The sequence below is a fragment of the Brevibacillus massiliensis genome (assembly GCF_000311785.1).
GTDB lineage: Bacteria > Bacillota > Bacilli > Brevibacillales > Brevibacillaceae > Brevibacillus_C > Brevibacillus_C massiliensis.
Map to the genome: position 1 here is coordinate 163967 of NZ_HE978545.1, position 19898 is coordinate 183864.

The following is a 19898-nucleotide window of genomic DNA, read 5'->3' on the forward strand; positions in this document are numbered from 1 at the left end:
ATGGAAGACAAGCTGACGAAGATCAAGGAGGCAGCTTCGTATATTGCCGAACGGCTGAAGTGTGCGCCGCGTGCCGGGCTCATTTTGGGGTCGGGTCTGGGCGTACTTGCCGATGAGATCGAAGAGGGCGTGCGGATTCCCTACGAGGAAATCCCCCATTTTCCGGTGTCGACGGTGGCCGGTCACGCCGGACGTCTTGCAGCGGGAATCTTGAACGGCACACCGGTCATCGCCATGCAGGGGCGCTTTCACTATTACGAAGGCTACAGTATGAGCGAAGTCACCTTTCCGGTGTACGTGATGAAAAAGCTTGGGGTCGAGACACTGATCGTGACCAATGCGGCCGGATCCGCTGATCGGGCCCAATCTGGCAGAGTTCGGCCCCCGGTTTCCCGACATGTCGAAGGCTTATGCCAGCGAGCTGCTGAAGATGGCGCAAACCAAGGCAGATGAACTGGGATTCAAGGCGCAAACAGGGGTCTACTGCGCCATCAGCGGGCCCGCCTACATGACGCCGGCAGAGTTGATCATGCTGAGGCGCGTCGGCGGAGATGCGGTGGGCATGTCGACGGTACCGGAAGTGATTGTCGCAAACCATGCCGGCATGCGGGTGCTCGGGATCTCCTGTATTACGGATATGGCGCTCGGCGAAGAGCTGGAGCCGCTTACCCATGAACAGGTCATGGAGGTAGCCAACCGCACCCGGCCGCGTTTTATTTCACTCGTGAAAAGTATAGTAACCGGGGTATAAACAATGAGGATGACAGATGTAATTGCAAAAAAACGGGACGGACACGAACTTTCGCGCGAAGAAATCTACGAGCTGGTCAAGGGATACACAGACGGTTCCATTCCCGACTACCAGATGGCGGCGTGGGCGATGGCAGTCTACTTCCAAGGGATGACGCCGCGGGAAACGGCGGACTTGACGATGGCGATGGTCGAATCGGGCGACCAGCTTGACCTCTCGGCAATCCCGGGGATCAAGGTGGATAAGCACAGTACCGGGGGAGTGGGAGACAAGATTACCTTAGTAGTCGCCCCCTTGGTCGCTTCCGCCGGCATCCCCGTAGCCAAGATGTCGGGGCGGGGCCTCGGATTCTCCGGCGGGACGATCGACAAGCTGGAGTCTTTTGCCGGGTTTCAAGTAGAGCTTTCGCAAGCAGATTTTTTCAGGCAAGTACGCGATATCGGTGTCGCTGTCATCGGCCAAACGGGAAACCTGGCTCCCGCTGACAAAAAACTGTACGCCCTGCGCGATGTCACGGCTACCGTCGAGGCTGTGCCGCTGATCGCCAGTTCGATCATGTCAAAGAAGATCGCGGCGGGTGCCGATGCGATTCTGCTGGACGTAAAAGTGGGCAAGGGCGCTTTTATGAAGACGCTGGAAGAGGCCGAGACACTGGCGAGGGCGATGGTTGCAATCGGCGAACAGGTAGGGCGGAAAACGGTCGCGGTGATCAGCGATATGAACCAACCGCTCGGCTACGCTGTCGGCAACGCGCTGGAAGTGCGGGAGGCGATTGACACGCTGGCAGGCAAAGGGCCGGACGACTTGTCTGAACTGGCGCTCACGATCGGCGCTCACATGCTGGTTCTCGGGCAGGCAGAGGCCGATTTTACCGCGGCCTACGAACTGCTTCGCCAGCAGCTCGCAAATGGCAAAGCGCTGGCCAAACTGGCTGAGTTGGTCAGCGCGCAGGGGGGCCGTGCAGAAGCAGTCGAAAATCCTTCCCTGCTGCCGCGCTCGTCCCATCAGATCGAAGTAAAGTGCAGTCAGGCCGGCTGCATCTCCGGGATCGACGCCGAGCGGATCGGCCACGCTTCCGTGGTTCTGGGGGCCGGCAGGCTGACAAAAGGAGCGCCGATCGATTACGCTGTCGGCATCGTCCTTTCGAAAAAAGTCGGGGCCGAGGTGGCCCCCGGCGATACGCTTGCCGTCATCCACGCCAATGATCTGCAGCTTGCCGAAACAGCCCGGCAGGAGGTTGAAGCTGCGTTTTCCATTGCCGCAGAAAGCGTGCAAACGCAGCCGTTGATTCGTAAAATAATATAAAGTTTCAATAAAAAACTTATCTTTTTTTATCGATCTGGAAAGTTTAACCTTGTACAGCCTGAAGCGAAGAGGTTAGGCTTTCCAGAACGTCTATCTGTGATGCCCGAGTGACAACGCATTTTCCCCCGGGGCCTTTTTTTGCTTCGAATAAAAAATAATTTTACAGATAAAATGCGCTTTATAATGTTTTATTTTCGTTTAGCCAAATTCCGTTGACACCGCTATCATTTCAGTTTATTTTAAATTTAACAGATTGAACTGCTGTGATTTTTGCGAATTTCGTAAATACGCTATTAACGTATACGAAAAATCGTACAAGACGTTTGCAAGAAATGTAGGTATTGGAGAGCTGCCAGTGAAAAAATTGGACCATATCGACAGACACATCTTGCAAATCCTCCAAGAAGACGGCAGAGTCCCCTATACAGAAATTGCTAATCAGCTGGGATTAAGCGAGGGGACGATCCGTTCCCGCATTGCGCGGATGGTTCAAGACGGGGTGTTTACCTTTGTCATCCGGACGAATCCCGAAAAAATGGGCTTGCACGTTCAGGCGATCATCGGACTCACGACAAGACTGGGCTGGCAGGCTCAAGTGGCCCAGGCATTATGCAAACTTCCGCAAATCCGGTTCGTCGGTGCGTTCAGCGGCAAGCACGACTTGATTGTTTCTGCTTTGTTTCACGATAATGAAGCGTTGGTCTCGTTCGTCAATGAACGGCTGTCACAGATCGAAGGAATTGTCTCGGCAGACGTCTCAATCGAATTGAAGCAATACAAAGACTATTCCTGTCTCGTTCATGATGACGACGTTTCTTGATTGTGAGAGGAGTTGATGCCGGGTTTTCCAAACGCATGCCTGATTGTCAGAAAAGATAGTAAAATTTCTTACTTGGGGGTTGTTATGTTGAAGAAAAGTGTCATTGCATTGGTAAGTTCTTTGCTGGTCCTGGGCACTGTCCTGGCAGGATGCGGTCAGAGCAATAACGCGCAGCCTGCGAACTCGACGGACCAGACTCAGAATCAGCCGGCCGAGACGCCAAAAGGAGAACAGGTGATCCGAATGAACCTGCACTCCGAGCCGCCAACCGCAGATCCGGGCCTTGCGGAGGACAACATTTCCGGTGCAGTCATTCGCGCGGTGTTCGATGGACTGACCCGTCTTGACAAGAATGCCAAACCGATCGAAGGCGTTGCAGAAAAAATTGATATTTCAGACGACAAGCTGACTTACACCTTCCATCTTCGCGATTCGAAGTGGAGCAATGGCGACCCGGTAACGGCGCATGATTTCGAGTTCGCCTGGAAGCGCGTGCTCGATCCGGCGACGGGAGCCAAGTACGCCTACCAGCTGTACTATGTGAAAAATGCGGAAGCGTACAACAAGGGCAAAGCAAGCCGTGACGATGTCGGCGTGAAAGCGCTGGACGACAAGACCTTGCAAGTGACACTGGAACACCCGACGCCGTATTTCCTTGAGCTGACTGCATTCTATACCTATTCGCCGGTGAACAAGAAGGTCGTGGAAGGCAATAAGAACTGGGCCAATGAAGCCAGCACGATCGTCGGCAACGGTCCGTTCAAAATGGAATCGTGGGATCACAAGAACCAGATGACCTTGGTCAAGAATGACAGCTACTGGGATAAAGATGCAGTGAAGATCGACAAGATCAAGTTTTCCATGATTGAGGATGAAAACACCGAGCTGTCCATGTTTCAACAGGGGGATTTCGACTGGGCCGGCAAGCCGCTCAGCTCGCTGCCGACTGACTCCATTCCCCATCTGAAAGAACAGGGAATCTTGCAAACAGAGCCGCTTGCCGCCGTGTACTGGTACAAATTCAACACGGAAAAGCCGCCGTTCAACAACGCAAAGATCCGCAAGGCGTTCGCCTATGCGATCAACCGTCAAGAAATTATAGACAACATCACGCAGACAGGGGAAATTCCGGCAACAGGTGCGGTGCCCACGACCATGACCATCAAACCTGACGGCTACTTCAAAGACAACGACGTTGCGACGGCCAAGAAGCTGCTGGAAGAAGGCATGAGCGAGCTTGGCATCACCAAGCTGCCGCCGATCACGCTGTCCTATAATACGTATGAAGCCCATCAAAAAATCGCCCAGGCGGTCCAGGACCAGTGGAAGAAAAACCTCGGCGTAGACGTAACACTGCAAAACCAGGAGTGGAAGGTCTACATCGATACGCTCCACAGCGGCGATTACCAGATAGGCCGGATGGGCTGGCTCGGCGATTTCAACGATCCGATCAACTTCCTGGAGCTGTTTAAAGAAAAAGACAACGGGACAAACGACACGAACTGGGAAAATCCGCAGTACAAAGATCTCTTGAACAAAGCCTTAGTAGAACCTGACACGGAAAAACGCAAAAAAATTCTCATCAATGCCGAACAAATTCTGATGGATGAAATGCCGATTGCCCCCGTATACTTCCAGACTGATGCCTGGGTACAGAATCCGAAATTAAAAGGCGTTACTGTCGATGTGCTTGGAAACATTGACTTTAAGGGAGCTTATTTTGAAAATTAGAAGTGGATACAGTGGGTTTTGCAACGATAGGGCTGTTCAGTTAAGGTATATGGATGTCCATATACCTTAACTTTTTCCAAACGCGGCACGTTCGATTTTTGCATTGCCCACGGGTGAGCATCGGCAGGGCAAAAATGGGAAGTGTGCACAGAATGATATCCTGACAAGGAGGTAGTAGAATTGATCCGATACCTATCAAAGCGCGTCGTTTTCATGATCATTTCTTTGTTCTTGATTATTACCGCAACTTTCTTTCTCATGCGCGCCGTTCCCGGCGGCCCTTTTACTGGCGAGAAGGCTGTTCCCCCGGAGATTCAGGCTGCGCTTGACAAGTACTACGGACTGGACAAACCTGTATTTGAACAGTACATCGATTATCTGAAGAGGGTGATTACCTGGGATTTGGGCCCTTCGTTTAAAGAGAAATCATCTACCGTTAATGATATTATCAACCGGGGCTTCCCTGTTTCACTCCACCTCGGGATCCAAGCGCTGCTGATCGCCGTATTCGGCGGGATTAGCCTGGGGGTGCTGGCGGCGCTGCGCCACAACAAATCGGCGGATTACATCTCGATGCTCATCGCCGTTTTGGGGCTGTCCGTGCCCAGTTTTATTCTCGCGTCCTTTTACCAGTACATTTTTTCGATTAAACTGGGCTGGTTTCCGATTGCCCAGTGGGGAAGCTTTAAGCACACGGTGCTCCCCTCGTTCGCCTTGGCTGCTCTGCCGCTCGCCTTTATTGCCCGCCTGACGCGGTCCAACATGCTGGAGATCATGAGCCAGGATTACATTAAAACGGCGAAGGCGAAAGGTTTGAGCACCTTTACCACGACAGTCAAACACGCGATTCGCAACGCTCTCCTGCCGGTCGTCTCTTACCTGGGGCCGCTCTCGGCAGGCGTTCTGACAGGGTCGTTCGTCATTGAACGGATCTTCGGAATTCCGGGACTTGGCCGGGAGTTCGTCCTGTCGATTTCCAATCGGGACTATACTGTCATCATGGGGACGACGGTGTTTTATTCGATTCTCTTGGTCGTGCTCGTCCTGCTTGTCGACATCTGCTACACATTGATCGATCCGCGAATTAAACTGACGGGTGGAAAGGAGTAGGATTCCCATGCAATTGACGAAAGAACATTTCCAGCCGATATCGATGGATCTCCGTCAGGCGGAAGAAATCAAACGGCCCAGCCTCTCTTTTTGGCGCGATGCCTGGCGCCGTTTGCGCTCGAATAAAATTGCCATGATTTCGCTCGTATTTCTGGTGATCATTCTGATCGGCGCGATTTTTGTCCCGATGTTCAGCGGGCATAACTACTACTCGACTGATCTGGTGGGGAAAAACAAGCCCCCTTCCGGCGAGCACTGGTTCGGTACGGATGACCTCGGCCGCGATGTTTTCGTCCGCGTCTGGTACGGCGCCCGGATATCCTTGACTGTCGGGATCGCTGCTGCCTTGATCGACCTGGTGATCGGGGTGATTTGGGGAGGCATTGCCGGTTACTTCGGCGGCCGAGTCGACGAGGTGATGATGCGGATTGCCGATATTATCTTTGCCGTGCCGTACCTTTTGGTCGTCATCTTGCTCATGGTCGTCTTCCAGCCTGGGGTCGTGACGATTATTTTGGCCATGGGGCTGACGGGATGGATCAATATGGCCCGGATCGTGCGCGGGCAGGTCCTGCAGCTAAAATCACAGGAGTATGTGCTTGCCGCCCTGTCCCTTGGCGCAGACAGCAAGCGAATCATCTTCAAACATTTGATTCCCAACGTCCTTGGGCCGATTCTCGTCACGCTGAGCTTGTCCGTGCCAACGGCAATCTTTAGCGAATCGTTCCTCTCCTTCCTCGGACTGGGGGTATCCGCTCCGGTCGCATCCTGGGGGACGATGGCTTCAGACGGGCTGCCGGCGATGAGGTACTACCCGTGGCGCCTGATGTTTCCGGCTGTCTTTATCAGCTTGACGATGCTGGCCTTTAACCTGCTCGGCGACGGGATTCGCGATGCGGTTGACCCGCGTCTGCGCAAATAGGAGGAGAACGCAATGGAGCGCATACTTGAAGTAAAAGACTTGCATGTTTCTTTCCACACCTATGCCGGAGAAGTAAAAGCTGTGCGCGGCGTCAACTTTCACGTGAATCGCGGGGAAGCAGTCGCGATCGTCGGGGAGTCTGGCTGCGGCAAATCCGTCACCGCCCAATCGATCATGAAACTCATCCCGATGCCTCCCGGCGAGTTTAAGGCAGGTCAAATCCTGTTTAACGGCGAGGATATTGTGACCAAGTCCAATAAAGAAATGGAGTCGATTCGCGGGAAGGAGATCGGCATGATTTTCCAGGACCCGATGACATCGCTCAACCCAACCATGACGATCGGAAATCAGATCATGGAAGGTTTGATGAAACACCAAAGCATGGGGCGCACGGCAGCGCGCGAACGGGCGATTGAGCTGTTGACGCTGGTCGGCATTCCGCAGCCGGAGCGGCGCGTGCAGCAGTACCCCCACGAGTTTTCCGGCGGGATGCGCCAGCGGGCGATGATCGCAATCGCACTGGCCTGTTCGCCGAAACTCTTGATCGCCGATGAACCCACTACCGCTCTGGATGTGACGATCCAGGCCCAGATTCTTGAATTGATGAAAGATTTACAGAAGAAAACCGATACATCGATCATCCTGATTACCCATGACCTGGGCGTTGTCGCGGAGATGTGCGACCGCGTCATCGTCATGTACGCCGGCAAGGTGATCGAAACGGGCACGGTTGACGATATTTTTTACAATCCGCAGCACCCGTACACCAAAGGGCTGCTTCATTCCGTCCCGCGCCTCGACCTCAACCGGAACGAGCCGCTGACGCCGATTTTCGGCACCCCGCCGGATTTGTTGAAGCCTCCGGTCGGCTGCGGTTTTACCGCGCGCTGCGACTCTGCGATGCGCATCTGCCGCGAAGCGGATCCCGAGATGACAGAAGTCAGCAGAACCCAGCGCTGTGCTTGCTGGCTGCAGCATCCGCTGGCGAAATCGCGCGTGGGCTCGTAGAATGGAGGGAAAAGCTGTGGAAAAACGCGATACATTGATTGAAGTCCGCAACTTGAAAAAGTTTTTTAAAGTAGGGGACAATACGCTAAAGGCGGTTAACGACTTGACGTTTGACATCAAGCGCGGTGAAACCTTAGGCGTCGTTGGCGAGTCCGGCTGCGGCAAGTCTACCGCCGGCCGCACGATGCTGCGCCTGTACGAGCCTACGTCGGGTGAAGTGCTGTTTGAAGGGAAAAACATCAACAAGCTGAACCGGCAGGAGCTAAAGGCGATGCGGCGCAACATGCAGATGATCTTCCAGGATCCGTACGCATCGCTTAATCCGCGGATGACGGTTGCCGATATCATCGGCGAAGCGCTGGACATCCACAACCTGGCGTCCGGTGCGAAACGGAAGGAACGGATTCAGGAACTGCTCTCGCTGGTCAGTTTAAATCCGGAGCACATGAACCGGTTCCCCCATGAGTTTTCCGGCGGCCAGCGCCAGCGTATCGGGATCGCCCGGGCGTTGGCGGTCGAACCCAAATTCATCGTCTGCGACGAGCCCATCTCCGCGCTTGACGTGTCGGTTCAAGCCCAGGTCGTCAACCTCCTGGAACAGTTGCAGGAAAAAATGGGGTTAACGTACATGTTTATCGCCCACGACCTGTCGATGGTAAAATACATCTCCGATCGGGTCGCCGTGATGTACCTGGGAAAAATGGTGGAGCTGGCAGACAGCGAAGCCCTTTACGAGAATCCGCTTCACCCTTATACCCAGGCTCTTTTGTCAGCCATCCCGATTCCCGATCCGGAAGTGGAACGGAAGCGCGAGCGCATCGTCTTGCAAGGGGATGTGCCAAGCCCGATGAACCCGCCGAGCGGCTGTCATTTCCGCACTCGCTGCCCGAAGGCGATGCCGGAGTGCGCCGCGATGGAACCGGTCTGGAAGGAAGTAAAACCAGGCCACTGGGCAGCCTGCCATCTGTTCAATTAATCCAAATCGAGCCACCCTGTTCAAACCTCCTTTTTCAAAGTGGAAAGGAGGTTTTTTGTTGTGAATATTTTCCTTTGGCGATGGGGAGACTAGGATCATGAAATGGAGGGAAAAAAGCGTTATGAAAAGGTTCTGCCGCATCGTGATCACAAGTCTCATCAGCTTCGCCTTCTTTTCCTCATCAGCTTTTGCAGCGTCTGAATCAGGGGTAAATATGGCACCGCGGGCCAAATCGGCCATTTTGATGGAGATGGATTCGGGAACTGTCCTCTATGAAAAAAAACCGGATGAAAAACTGGCGCCGGCCAGCATTACGAAGGTCATGACGATGCTCTTGATCATGGAAGCCATCGATCGGGGCGAATTGAAGCTGACAGACCAGGTTCGCACCAGTGAACGGGCCGCCTCCATGGGAGGATCGCAGATTTTTCTGCAACCCGGTGAAGTCATGACGGTAGAAGACATGATCAAGGGGATCGCCATCGCGTCCGCAAACGATGCTTCCGTAGCCATGGCAGAACACATCGGGGGCACGGAAGAAGCGTTTGTCGCCAGGATGAACGAACGGGCCAAACAGCTCGGCATGAACAACACCCATTTCGTCAACTCCAACGGCCTGCCATCTCCCGACCACTACTCGACGGCACGCGATATTGCCATCATGTCGAGAGAACTGTTAAAACATGAAATTATCACCAAATACACTGGGATTTATCAGGATTACCTGCGCAAAGACAGTTCCAATCCGTTTTGGCTGGTAAACACCAATCGGCTTGTCCGCTTTTTCGAGGGCGTTGACGGATTGAAGACAGGCTATACGTCCGAAGCGCGTTACTGCCTGGCGGCGACAGCGAAGCGAAACAACATGCGCCTTGTCGCGGTCGTGCTGGGAGAGCCGGACGCGAAGACCCGCAACAGCGAGGTAGGGGCGATGTTTACCTATGGCTTTAATCACTTTCAGGTGTTCCCGCTCTACAAAAAAGGGGACGTCATTCAAATCGCCCAGGTGGACAAAGGCAAGCGTCCCACCGTCAACATTGTCACCTCGCAGCCGGTCAGCCTGCTGGCCAAAAAAGGAGAAAAGCCGGATGCGTTCTCGAAGGATATCGTCATGCTGCCTTCCCTGCAAGCACCGGTAAAGAAGACGGATGTCGTCGGACACATCTTTATCAAAAAAGACGGCAAGGAAATTGCGAGGATTGACCTGCGTCCGGATCAGACGATTGAGCAGGCCGGCATGTGGGAGATTCTGAAGCGTTCAACCAGAAAAATTCTCATCAGTTACGAGTGACAGCAAGACCATTCGCGAAAAGAATCGAGATGCCTCGAAATAACTGGTGGGCTTCTCGGTTTTTTTGTTCTTTTGTCGACTGGCAGGAAATGGCTTTTGATGTGAAGAATGAGAGAGGAACAACGGGAAGAAGGAGAGTGTATGGCAGATGAGTCTTACCATCGATATGGAAACCAAAAACGACGTGTTAGTCGTCAGGCTCCGCGGGGAACTGGATCATCACACGGCGGATGAACTGCGCAGCAAGGTGGATGAGGCGCTGAAAGGGCCGCAAATCCGCCACATTGTCCTGAGTCTGGCCGACTTGGGGTTCATGGACAGCTCTGGCATTGGCGTGATCCTGGGACGTTACAAGCAGATCTCGGCGCGCTCGGGCGAAATGGTGGTCTGTTCGATCAATCCGACCATCCAGCGCATTTTTGAAATGTCAGGCTTGTTTAAAGTCATCAAGTTTCGCGAAAGCGAAGCGGAAGCCCTCACGGTACTGGGGGTGGCGTAACGTGAATAAGCAAAACTTTATGAATCTGGAGTTTGCCGCTCTAAGTCAAAATGAGTCATTTGCCCGGGTAGCCGTCGCCTCTTTTCTTTCCCAATTGGACGTTACGATGGAGGAGTTGGAGGAGATCAAGACGGTGGTGTCGGAGGCCGTAACCAATGCTATCATCCACGGCTACGAGGACGATCCTTCCGGAATTGTGTACATTCACGTCTCTTACAACGATGGACTCGTCGAGTTGACGATCGAGGACAAAGGGAAAGGGATTGACGATGTCGGGCTTGCGATGCAGCCGCTGTACACGTCAAAACCTGAACTGGAGCGTTCCGGGATGGGCTTTACCATTATGGAGAATTTCATGGACTCGCTGGAGGTGGCGACAGGCGTCGGCAGCGGCACGAAGGTTCGCCTGACGAAGCGCCTTTCCTTTAGGGCAGCCATGCAAAATTAGGGGTAATGCCATGGGAGCAGATATTAAAAATGCAAGTCATCCATTTTTGAACAACGACCAGGTGAAAGAGTTGATCGCCAGGAGTCAAGACGGCGATACCGAGGCCCGTGAAATGCTGGTGAACAGCAACATCCGACTGGTCTGGTCGGTCGTGCAGCGGTTTATCAATCGCGGGTATGAAGCGGACGACCTCTTTCAAATCGGCTGCATCGGCTTGCTCAAGGCGGTGGATAAGTTTGATCTGAACTACGACGTCAAGTTCTCCACGTATGCCGTGCCGATGATCATCGGTGAGATCCAGCGGTTTCTGCGCGACGACGGAACGGTCAAGGTCAGCCGTTCGCTCAAGGAGACCGCCAACCGCGTGCGCCGGACAAAGGATGAGTTGTACAAGGACCTGGGGCGTTCACCCACAGTAGGCGAAGTGGCGGAGGTGCTCGGAATCAGCCCGGAAGAAGTCGTCTTTGCCCAGGAGGCGAGCCGTGCCCCGTCATCCATTCACGAAACGGTGTTTGAGAACGACGGCGACCCGATCACCTTGATGGATCAGATTGCCGACGAGAGCATGGGCAAGTGGTTTGAACAGATTGCGCTGAAAGATGCGATCAGCAGATTGACAGAGCGGGAGCAGCTGATCGTCTACCTGCGCTATTACAAAGACCAGACCCAGTCTGAAGTGGCGGAGCGGCTGGGCATTTCACAAGTGCAGGTATCCCGACTGGAAAAACGCATCCTGCAAACCATTCGCGACCAGATTGAGCTGTAAGCTCAATCGGTCGCTTATTGCATTTTCTGGCAGACATGGGCGCATACTAACCGGTACACGGACAAGGGGGGAGTCGAATGGAAGCACCTTTATTCCTGCGGCTGAGAAGGAGACTGTCCGTTCAGCCGGGTGCCGTTGTAACGATGGGCGACATCTGCCAGCTGTATTGGGATGGCGTGCAGGAAGAGCATCTGCGCAGGCTGCCGGTCTACCAGGTAAAGCCGGAGGATGGAGACTTGTTGGTGATCGACATCATGCAAGTGGTGAAAAAGCTGCGCACGATGTACCCGGACATCCAACTTGAGATCCAGGGTGCCCCGCAGGTGATTGTCGAAGTGATCAGCAGGCGCAAAAGGCCTAACATTGTATTGGTCGCATTGGTCTGGCTTGTGTTGTTTATCGGCTCGGGACTCGCCATTATGAACTTCCATACGGATGTAAGCATGCCTGAAGTGCACCAGCGCCTTTACTACCTGATCACCGGACGGGCCGAGAGTCAACCGCTGCTCATGCAAATCCCGTATTCGCTGGGAATCGCTTTGGGCATGATTCTGTTTTTTAACCATTTCTTCCAAAAGCGCATCAACGAGGAGCCAAGTCCGTTGGAAGTAGAGTTGTTTTTATATCAACAGAATGTCGACCAGTATTACATTCAACATGAGAACAAGGAGAATGAAAAGATGAAGTGATGAAGCTGCTGCTGGATGGACTTTTGGTGATCGTTGGACTTAGCGGTGGATTTGCTGTGGGCGGGGGGCTGGTCGCCTTCATCACGGTGCTCGATATCATCCCGAGGTTGACCCAATTGACGAATTCCCGCTCTTATATTCGGGCGTACGAATGGGCGCTTATTTCCGGTGCGCTCTTTTTTACGGTGATCGATTTCTTCTCCCTCTCGTTTCGCTTGGCCGAGCTGGTGACTGCCCTCGTGGGACTGTTTGCCGGGGTATTTGTCGGGACGCTTGCGGCCGGCCTGACGGAAGTGCTGAATGTCTTTCCCATTTTGGCGAAGCGGCTTTCGATGACTGACTTTATCCTCTCTTTCTTGATGGCGATGGTGGCAGGCAAATTGCTTGGATCCTTGGTGCAGTGGCTTTTCCGCCTATGATTTGGCAGCAGGGGAGAGCTCATAGAACGGACAAGAGTAGGAAAAATATCGTAACGGAAGGGAAAGGGAAAATACCTTCAGAAAGGAAGTGGATGTTCATTGGCAACCAAGACAAAACAAGATCCGGACCTAAAGATGACCAAAGCGCTCTATCAGCAGCATGCGGCGAAGTACCAGCCGCAGCGCAACGTCCTGCTGAACTCATGGCGTGCGTTTTGGGTCGGCGGTACGATCTGTCTTTTGGGACAGGTGATTCAGAAGTTCTATATGAGTGTCTTTGACTTCACGGATAAAACGGCGGGAAATCCGACGGTGGCGACGCTGATTTTCATCTCTGTGCTGTTGACCGGTTTTGGCGTGTATGACAACATCGGGCAATACGCTGGAGCGGGATCGGCTGTTCCGGTTACCGGATTCGCCAATTCAATTGCTTCGGCTGCAATCGAACACCGCAGCGAAGGGTACGTGCTGGGGGTCGGAGGCAACATGTTTAAACTGGCCGGTTCGGTAATCGTCTTCGGCGTCGTAGCCGCATTTGTTGCAGCGTTGATCAAAACGCTGATGCGAATGATCTGGCCGGGCTGATAGAAAGAGGGGGGGTTAAGTGTGAGCGTCGATCTTATGACAGCGCCGCGTTTGAGCCGTCAGACGTGGAAGTTCACCAGTGACGTCCGGATTCAATCGTCAGCTACGGCTGTAGGTCCCAAGGAAGCACAGGGACCGCTCAAGGATACCTACGATAAAACCTATGACGACATGTACGCCGGCCGGGATTCCTGGGAGGCGGCAGAGCAGCGGTTGATGGAAGATGCGATCAGCATCGCGATTGCCAAGGCGGGCCTGACCGCGGATCAAGTGGATTTGATCATGGCCGGAGATCTGCTCAATCAGAACATCACAGCCACCTTTACTGCTGAAAGCATCGGCATCCCGCTGATGGGCATGTACGGGGCATGCTCAACTTCGATGCTGACTCTTGCCAACGCGGCTGCACTGGTGAATGCCGGTTATGCCAACTCAATCGTCGCCGCCTGCAGCAGCCACAATGCGACGGCAGAGAAGCAGTACCGATATCCGACGGAGTACGGCGGACAAAAACCGCCGTCGGCCCAATGGACCGTGACCGGGGCGGGTGCGGCCGTAGTCGGCCAGGGGGGAACGGGGCCCCGCATCACTTATGCGACGATGGGCAAGGTGGTGGATATGGGGGTAAAAGATCCATTCGACATGGGGACGGCGATGGCTCCGGCGGCTGTTTCCACTCTGCTTGCCCATTTTCGCGATTGCGGACGCACGCCGCAAGATTACGATTTGATCGTGACCGGCGACCTCGCTGCCATTGGGTATCCGATCGCCAAAGCGATGTTGGCGAAAGAGGGGTATGACATGGATCAAGTGTACAACGATTGCGGTCTGATGGTGTATTCGCCGGATCAAGATGTGTTTGCCGGCGCCAGCGGCTGTGCCAGCAGTGCTGTGGTGACTTACGGATACATCATGGAGCAGATGTCTCAAGGCAAGCTGCAAAAAGTACTGGTGTGTGCGACGGGTGCCCTGCTGAGTCCGGTCAGCTATCAACAGGGAAAATCAATCCCGTGCATCGCCCATGCCGTAGCGCTGGAAGGGGGAGTATGACGCATGGAATTCGTGATCGCCTTCGTCGTCGGCGGACTCATCTGTGTCATCGGCCAACTATTGATGGACGTCGGCAAGCTGACCCCGGCACATGTGATGAGCATGCTCGTAGTGGCCGGTGTCGTGCTTGATTTCTTCGGTTTTTACGACCCGTTTATCAAGTTTGCCGGTGCCGGTGCCACAGTGCCTATCACCAGCTTTGGGCACTCCCTGTACCACGGAGCGATAACCGAGGCAGAGCGGGATGGACTGGTCGGCATGATTACCGGGATTTTTGAGGTGACAAGCGCCGGTATCTCGGCCGCAATCGTATTTGGTTTCCTCGCCGCGCTCGTCTTTAAACCAAGGAGTTGAAGAAGGAAGGATGACTAATGGCGATTACGGGCGGGGAGCAGGCGAGCAGGCAATGTCGATCGTCACGCGCCATCCCGGCTTCCGGATTCTCGGCGTGCTGGCCGTCGCTTCCCATACGAGTTGGGCACGAGGCGTACGAGTAGACTGCTCGATAGACAATGCCGGCCGGATTGTCAAGGATGCTGTTGACAAGGACGGCTTTGCACGAAAACAGCTGGATAACCGGATCATGGGTGATACTGTCGACATCCTTTCGGGATTGGCGGTTCCCAATGTCATCGGCATTGGCGATATCGGGAAAATGGCAGGGCGGGACAGTCTGCGCCGCGGTTGTCCCATTACGCGAAAAGCGGTCGAATGGATACTGGAAAGGAGCGGTCATCATGCCGGCAGAGGCCCGGGAGAAACATCCGATCACCCCTAATATTGAAGAAAACCAACAGTATCTCAATCGGGTACTGGGAGTCGGCGTCAGTTATGACATGGGCGCACACGAGTGCAATATCGGCGACAAGCGGTGTCTGCTCTACTACATCAACGGATTTGCCAACAGCGATCTGGTTACGATGATCATGCGCGATCTCAACGATGTAAAAAGCAGGGAACTGGCTGGCGATATGATCGAGCGCCTCTACCACAAGTACATCCCCTTTTTTCAATTAGCGAAGGTGAAGAACTCGGACGAGTTTGTCGACCAGATCCTCGCCGGGCAGGTGGGGATCGTTGTGGAGGGCGAGACGGTTGCTTTAATGCTGGACGTGCGGAAATACCCCAGCCGCAATCCGGAAGAACCGGATTTGGAAAGGGTGGTGCGAGGGGCGCATGACGGTTTTACGGAAACCCTGGTCATGAACACGGCGCTGACCCGTCGACGTATCCGGGATGACCGGCTTCGCTTTGAGGTTTTGCAGATTGGCGAACGGTCCAAGACGGATGTTGCGATCGCTTATCTCGAGGATGTGGCCAATCCGGGCTTGGTAGAGGAGCTGCGCGAGAGGCTGAATGGTGTGAAGGTTGACGGCATTCCGATGGCAGACAAGACAGTGGAAGAGTTTATCATCGGAAAAACCTGGAATCCGTTCCCAGTGGTCCGTTATACAGAACGTCCCGATGTGGCAGCGGTTCATTTGATGGAAGGGCATGTCCTGATTTACGTCGACACCTCTCCGAGCGTGATAATCACGCCAACGACGTACTTTCACCATGTGCAGCACGCGGAGGAGTACAGGCAGACACCGATCGTCGGCGCCTATCTGCGCTGGATTCGCTTCTTTGGGATTGTCGCCTCGCTGATTCTTTTGCCGCTCTGGACGCTGTTGGTGCTGAACCCCGGCATGATCCCTTCATCGCTGTCGTTTCTCGGCATAAAAAAAGCAGGGCACATCCCGATTTTGGCGCAATTTTTGCTGGCCGAAGTGGGCGTGGATCTCATGCGAATGGCGGCCATCCATACGCCGACGCCGCTGGCGACTGCCATGGGATTGGTCGCGGCGATCCTGATCGGTGAGGTTGCGATCAAGGCGGGATTGTTCGCCCCGGAGGTAATCCTCTACTTGGCGGTGGCAGCGATTGGCACATTCGCCACCCCCAGTTACGAATTGAGCCTGGCCAATCGCCTGGTCAGACTCGTCTTGTTGATCTTGGTTGGTTTACTCGGCGCTCCGGGTTTCGTTATCGGGATCGCTGCCGTCATCGTCTTGCTGGCGATGACCCGATCCCTGGAGACGCCGTATTTGTGGCCGCTGATCCCGTTTAACTACCAGGCCATGAAGGAAGTGATCATCCGTACGACGATGCCATCCAAAAAACTGCGGCCGAGTATCGTGAAACCGCAAAATCCTTACCGGCGGTAGCTTCTCCGATCAGAAGAATATCCATTGTCAACAAAATTCCGTCCATGTTATAGTATAATTTAACGTGATAAAGTCCGCATGGTACGTTGGCAGCAAACATGACAACTGGCGTGCTCTCACGTCAGTTGTTTTTTGCCGCCTAAAAATGCAGAAGTTTCAAGAAGACTTCTGCAGGTTTTTCTTCTGTTCACGCAAGCGAGTCAGGAAGCAAGGGGGAAATGGATGATGTTACTTCACGGTACCAGCCGTATCGATGAAAAAGGACAATTGGAGATCGGCGGCTGCAATGCAGTTGAGCTCGCCGCAGAATTTGGCACACCGCTTTTCGTGTATGACGAAGCGCAAATCCGCAGCAAGTGCCGCGCGTTCGTCACAGCGTTTCAAGAAAGTGGACTCGCTTTCCAAGTCGCTTATGCGAGCAAGGCATTTTGCACGATGGCCATGTGCAAATTGATCGAAGAAGAGGGGCTGTCGCTGGATGTTGTCTCCGGCGGGGAACTGTACACCGCTCTGGAGGCAGGATTTCCGGCAGAACGCATTCACTTTCACGGGAACAATAAATCGATAGAAGAGATGGAAATGGCGTTGGATACCGGGATCGGCTGTTTTGTCGCAGACAACTTTTACGAGCTGGGACTGCTAAACCAACTGGGCAAAGAGCGGGGAAAACAGGTAAATGTGCTGCTGCGGATTACGCCCGGGGTGGAGGCGCATACGCATGAGTACATTTCAACGGGTCAACAGGATTCCAAATTTGGCTTTGACATGATGAGCGGACAGGCGTTGGAAGCGATACAATTTGCGCTGAATGCGGAAGCGCTCCATCTGCTGGGTACGCATTGCCATATCGGATCGCAAATTTTTGAAACAAATGGATTTGTCTTGACAGTAGAGCGGGTGATTTCGTTCCTCGCCGAGGCAAAGGCAAAACTGGGCTTTGAACCGGCTGTTTTGAACGTCGGCGGCGGTTTTGGCATCTACTACGTGGAAGGCGATACGCCGCGAACTCCGGGCGAGTACGTCAAGGCGATTGCGACTACGGTCCGGCGCGAATGCGAAGAGCACGATTTGGCGCTGCCGGAGCTGTGGATCGAACCAGGACGCAGTATCGTCGGGGATGCCGGTACGACGCTTTACCGGATCGGCTCCACCAAGGAGATCCCCGGCATGCGCAAGTACGTCGCGGTGGACGGCGGGATGACAGACAATCTTCGGCCGGCCCTGTATCAGGCCAAGTACGAAGCGGCCTTGGCCAATCGCATGCTGGACGAGGCAGAAGAGACCGTATCGATTGCCGGGAAGTGCTGCGAGTCGGGCGACATGTTGATTTGGGACATCCAATTGCCAAAGGTGCGGGCCGGCGACATCCTGGCTGTTCCCAGCACAGGGGCATACGGATACGCCATGGCAAACAATTACAATCGGATCGCCCGACCGGCCGTCGTGTTCGTCCGGGATGGACACGCCGAGTTGGTCGTCGAACGCGAACAGTTGTCAGACCTGGTTCGCCTGGATCGCCTGCCGAAGCGGATTAACCTCTGATCTTGCCTAGCTGAAAAAGAAGGGATAAGATAAAGAGATCACTGCAAAGGAGGCCGATCCATGAAAACGGCTAAAATTACGCTTGAAAATGGCAAGGAAATCATCCTGGAATTGTATGATGAAGCTGCTCCCGGCACCGTTGCCAACTTTGAAAAATTGGCCAATGAGGGCTTTTACAATGGGTTGACGTTTCACCGTGTCATCCCGGGCTTCGTCGCGCAAGGCGGCTGCCCGTACGGTACCGGAACAGGCGGCCCCGGCTATACGATCAAGTGCGAAACTGCAGGAAACCCGCACAAGCACGTGCGCGGCGCCCTGTCCATGGCCCATGCCGGCAAGGACACCGGCGGCAGCCAGTTCTTTATCTGCTACGATGCTTTCCCCCACCTGGACGGTGTTCACACCGTGTTCGGCAAAGTGACGGAAGGCATGGAACACGTGGACAACATCAAGCAAGGCGATCAGATGAAGGAAGTCAAAGTGGGGTAAACCACGCCCCGAAAACAATCGACATTAGCCGCCCACAGCTAGTGTCGATTGTTTTTTACTGCTTCAAGCGAAGCTTTTCTTACATACATCTGAAAAAAGGGAGGAGCTTATGGCGATACTCTTGCTATTTACGATGCATTGAGGAAACTGAACGCGAACATCATGACACAGATCGATCAGAACGATAAAATCATCGAAGAAATTATCGAAAAACGAGCAAAAAGATGCGAGATATGCAGGTTATGAGGAAAAGCTTCGGTGAGACCGAGAAAAATGGAGCGAGCGCAGGCCTTGGCAGCGCCCACCCAGTCGGAACGGAAAAAACGGCACACGCTTGTCGACCAAATTCTACGTTGAGTTACTTCCGGAAATTTTTGGTCGACGTGCCGTTTTTTGGAGTGCAGACGGCCAGTCCAGCTTCCCCGCTGGCGAGCCACGAACGAAGCGAGCCCATTTTTCTCGGTCTCCACGGACAATGTTCTCAAAAATAAAGAGGCTGCGGGCGCTTTTTCCTGTGTTTTTGTCATGTCTTCTTGTCTCTACCTGATCCAACTGGTATTCTATTAATTAGTGATTTTACGGTTTTGTAGATTTGGCAAACAGGAGGCCGGACATGGATCTATCCCAATTCTTGCACTTTGACTGGTATACGCTTCCGTTTCGCTTGATCGCCTTCGTGATTGCCTTTTCGCTGCACGAGTGGGCACACGCCTATGTGGCCTGGCGATTGGGCGATAATACGGCGCAGCGGGAAGGGCGGCTGACGATCAATCCGATCCCGCACATCGATCCGTTCGGCTTGCTGTTGATTCTCTTCGGGCCGTTCGGCTGGGCCAAGCCCGTTCCGGTCAATCCGTTCAACTTTCGCGGCAACAAGCGCCTGGGCATGGTCTGCGTCGCCGCTGCCGGCCCGTTTGTCAATCTGGTGTTGGCGTTTTTGTTTACGTTCATCTTCTTTCTGGTGTACAATTTCAGCCTTTTAAACGGCCTGCCGGATAAAGCAGTGGAAGCAATCCGATACACTCTGAGCTATAGCTTCATCATTAACTGCGGTTTGCTCGTCTTCAATTTGCTGCCGATATCTCCTTTGGACGGTTCCAATATTCTCCGCTTTTTGGCGCCTAAAAGCTGGGGCGGATTCTTCTATAAACTGGATCTCTACGGCCCCTGGATTCTCCTGCTGCTGGTCTTTATCCCTACGCTTAGAGCCTATGTGCTCGGCGTTCCGCTGATGTTCGTAACGACCGGAATCGAGAATGTCGTTCGAAATTTCTTGGGGATGTAAGGGAA

At 53.8% G+C, this 19898-nt stretch carries 22 protein-coding genes and 1 pseudogene; 22 read left to right on the top strand and 1 reads right to left on the bottom strand.

The window, feature by feature from the left end; translation table 11 throughout:
• The 21 genes and pseudogenes from HGBM_RS28110 to HGBM_RS20240 all read left to right on the top strand — a co-directional run bounded on the left by HGBM_RS28110 (position 1) and on the right by HGBM_RS20240 (position 18608).
• Positions 1-751, top strand: a pseudogene (locus tag HGBM_RS28110) (purine-nucleoside phosphorylase).
• A gap of 3 nt (positions 752-754) precedes the next feature.
• Positions 755-2056, top strand: coding sequence for a pyrimidine-nucleoside phosphorylase (locus tag HGBM_RS20145; RefSeq protein WP_019122889.1), 1302 nt, complete (start codon positions 755-757; stop codon positions 2054-2056).
• A 355-nt stretch (positions 2057-2411) separates the two neighbouring features.
• Positions 2412-2876 carry an Lrp/AsnC family transcriptional regulator gene (locus tag HGBM_RS20150; RefSeq protein ID WP_019122890.1) on the top strand — a complete coding sequence of 155 codons (465 nt, stop codon included), beginning with the start codon at positions 2412-2414 and terminating at the stop codon, positions 2874-2876.
• A gap of 84 nt (positions 2877-2960) precedes the next feature.
• On the top strand, positions 2961-4607 hold the full coding sequence (locus HGBM_RS20155) for a peptide ABC transporter substrate-binding protein (protein WP_019122891.1): 1647 nt from the start codon (positions 2961-2963) through the stop codon (positions 4605-4607).
• 180 nt (positions 4608-4787) lie between these two features.
• A complete protein-coding gene (locus HGBM_RS20160) occupies positions 4788-5717 on the top strand; it encodes an ABC transporter permease (RefSeq protein WP_019122892.1) in 930 nt (309 codons plus the stop codon).
• A gap of 7 nt (positions 5718-5724) precedes the next feature.
• Complete coding sequence (locus tag HGBM_RS20165) at positions 5725-6639, top strand: ABC transporter permease (RefSeq protein WP_019122893.1); 915 nt, start codon at positions 5725-5727, stop codon at positions 6637-6639.
• 12 nt (positions 6640-6651) lie between these two features.
• Positions 6652-7647 (top strand): ABC transporter ATP-binding protein, encoded by a 996-nt coding sequence (locus tag HGBM_RS20170; protein WP_019122894.1) that lies wholly within the window; start codon positions 6652-6654, stop codon positions 7645-7647.
• Between the two features lie 16 nt (positions 7648-7663).
• Positions 7664-8623, top strand: coding sequence for an ABC transporter ATP-binding protein (locus tag HGBM_RS20175; protein WP_019122895.1), 960 nt, complete (start codon positions 7664-7666; stop codon positions 8621-8623).
• Between the two features lie 121 nt (positions 8624-8744).
• Complete coding sequence (locus tag HGBM_RS20180; protein WP_026074551.1) at positions 8745-9914, top strand: D-alanyl-D-alanine carboxypeptidase family protein; 1170 nt, start codon at positions 8745-8747, stop codon at positions 9912-9914.
• Positions 9915-10062: 148 nt separating this feature from the next.
• On the top strand, positions 10063-10413 hold the full coding sequence (gene spoIIAA / locus HGBM_RS20185; RefSeq protein ID WP_019122897.1) for an anti-sigma F factor antagonist: 351 nt from the start codon (positions 10063-10065) through the stop codon (positions 10411-10413).
• Positions 10414-10432: 19 nt separating this feature from the next.
• Positions 10433-10861: an anti-sigma F factor gene (gene spoIIAB, locus HGBM_RS20190; RefSeq protein ID WP_035287610.1), complete on the top strand. Its 429-nt coding sequence runs from the start codon at positions 10433-10435 to the stop codon at positions 10859-10861.
• A gap of 10 nt (positions 10862-10871) precedes the next feature.
• Positions 10872-11627, top strand: a complete 756-nt coding sequence (gene sigF, locus HGBM_RS20195) for an RNA polymerase sporulation sigma factor SigF (protein WP_019122899.1) — start codon at positions 10872-10874, stop codon at positions 11625-11627.
• A 77-nt stretch (positions 11628-11704) separates the two neighbouring features.
• Positions 11705-12316: a stage V sporulation protein AA gene (locus tag HGBM_RS20200; protein ID WP_019122900.1), complete on the top strand. Its 612-nt coding sequence runs from the start codon at positions 11705-11707 to the stop codon at positions 12314-12316.
• Positions 12316-12735, top strand: coding sequence for a stage V sporulation protein AB (locus tag HGBM_RS20205; RefSeq protein WP_019122901.1), 420 nt, complete (start codon positions 12316-12318; stop codon positions 12733-12735). The genes HGBM_RS20200 and HGBM_RS20205 overlap by 1 nt, the downstream gene beginning before the upstream one ends.
• A 99-nt stretch (positions 12736-12834) precedes the next feature.
• Positions 12835-13320 carry a stage V sporulation protein AC gene (gene spoVAC, locus HGBM_RS20210; RefSeq protein ID WP_019122902.1) on the top strand — a complete coding sequence of 162 codons (486 nt, stop codon included), beginning with the start codon at positions 12835-12837 and terminating at the stop codon, positions 13318-13320.
• Positions 13321-13356: 36 nt separating this feature from the next.
• On the top strand, positions 13357-14370 hold the full coding sequence (gene spoVAD, locus HGBM_RS20215; protein WP_035287612.1) for a stage V sporulation protein AD: 1014 nt from the start codon (positions 13357-13359) through the stop codon (positions 14368-14370).
• Between the two features lie 3 nt (positions 14371-14373).
• Entirely contained in the window at positions 14374-14724 is a 351-nt protein-coding gene (gene spoVAE / locus HGBM_RS20220) for a stage V sporulation protein AE (RefSeq protein ID WP_019122904.1), read from the top strand.
• A gap of 10 nt (positions 14725-14734) precedes the next feature.
• Positions 14735-15148 (top strand): stage V sporulation protein AE, encoded by a 414-nt coding sequence (locus HGBM_RS28115; protein ID WP_019122905.1) that lies wholly within the window; start codon positions 14735-14737, stop codon positions 15146-15148.
• On the top strand, positions 15108-16577 hold the full coding sequence (locus tag HGBM_RS20230; RefSeq protein ID WP_019122906.1) for a spore germination protein: 1470 nt from the start codon (positions 15108-15110) through the stop codon (positions 16575-16577). The genes HGBM_RS28115 and HGBM_RS20230 overlap by 41 nt, the downstream gene beginning before the upstream one ends.
• A 225-nt stretch (positions 16578-16802) precedes the next feature.
• Positions 16803-18119: a diaminopimelate decarboxylase gene (lysA, locus tag HGBM_RS20235; RefSeq protein WP_026074552.1), complete on the top strand. Its 1317-nt coding sequence runs from the start codon at positions 16803-16805 to the stop codon at positions 18117-18119.
• 60 nt (positions 18120-18179) lie between these two features.
• A complete protein-coding gene (locus tag HGBM_RS20240; protein WP_019122908.1) occupies positions 18180-18608 on the top strand; it encodes a peptidylprolyl isomerase in 429 nt (142 codons plus the stop codon).
• A gap of 176 nt (positions 18609-18784) precedes the next feature.
• On the opposite strand, the gene HGBM_RS30990 is transcribed toward HGBM_RS20240, so the two are convergent.
• A complete protein-coding gene (locus HGBM_RS30990) occupies positions 18785-19135 on the bottom strand; it encodes a hypothetical protein (protein WP_019122909.1) in 351 nt (116 codons plus the stop codon).
• An 86-nt stretch (positions 19136-19221) separates the two neighbouring features.
• Here HGBM_RS30990 and HGBM_RS20250 point away from each other — a divergent pair, with 86 nt between their 5' ends.
• The gene (locus HGBM_RS20250) at positions 19222-19893 is read left to right on the top strand and encodes a site-2 protease family protein (protein ID WP_019122910.1); all 672 of its coding nucleotides are present in this window, start codon (positions 19222-19224) and stop codon (positions 19891-19893) included.
• The last annotated feature ends 5 nt before the right edge of the window (positions 19894-19898 follow it).